This window comes from Photobacterium kishitanii, from assembly GCF_003026355.1.
Classification (GTDB): domain Bacteria; phylum Pseudomonadota; class Gammaproteobacteria; order Enterobacterales; family Vibrionaceae; genus Photobacterium; species Photobacterium kishitanii.
Genome location: NZ_PYON01000051.1, coordinates 1 through 798 on the forward strand (window position 1 = coordinate 1; position 798 = coordinate 798).

The following is a 798-nucleotide window of genomic DNA, read 5'->3' on the forward strand; positions in this document are numbered from 1 at the left end:
TTAGTTGCACGATCAGCAAAGCTATTTGGAGTAATGTTTTGGTGCTCAATAACGAGAGCACGCATTTTATTTGTACTATTATTGTTGTTCATAATAACGCCTGAATAAAATGATTAATGGCAGATGTGTTTTACCGCGACATAAAAAATATGAAGTAATAAAGGCTCTGACCGAATATTTTAGAAAGGGAATAAATAATGCCATTTATTAATTAATAATTAACGCACGACTTATTTATTATTTATTCCCATTTCCGTTCTAGCTAGTTATTAATAAATTTCTTTAGTATCGAATTTATTAAATCTTTAAATTAGTTTGCTTTAACTTCTGGTTTAGTATCTCGAGCAGCAATGAAGCCGTAGAAGATATAACCAAGTAGCGTCAAGATAGTACCGCCGAATACTGCGGTTGCACCACAAGCGTACACACCATAGATACTGTAAAGAACAGCTAATGTACCCACGGTTGCACCCAGACGGTATTGCTTTTTAGATACCATGTTCTTGCGAAGTAATACTTCAAGACCAGTCATCGATAGGATGTAAGGTACCATGTTAATAAATACTGCTAGGTTCAATAGCGCGTTGAACTGACTGATCAAGTTAGGAGAGATAGTCATTACCGCTAGTAGAATCTCAGCCGCTAGCATGATTAACATACCAGCAATAGGCACGCCTGCTTTGTTGGTTTTAGCAAAGATTTTAGGGAATAGACCTTCATCTGCTGCTGCTTTAGAAACCTGTGCGTTAGTGAACTGCCAGCCAAGTAGTGAGCCGATACATGCGATAACTGCTGCTA

The 798-nt window shown here is 37.5% G+C and carries 1 protein-coding gene; it reads right to left on the reverse strand.

The window, feature by feature from the left end; translation table 11 throughout:
* Positions 1–310: 310 nt before the first annotated feature.
* Positions 311–798 (reverse strand): amino acid permease (locus tag C0W29_RS21445; protein ID WP_146147157.1); only part of this gene is annotated, 488 nt, incomplete at its 5' end.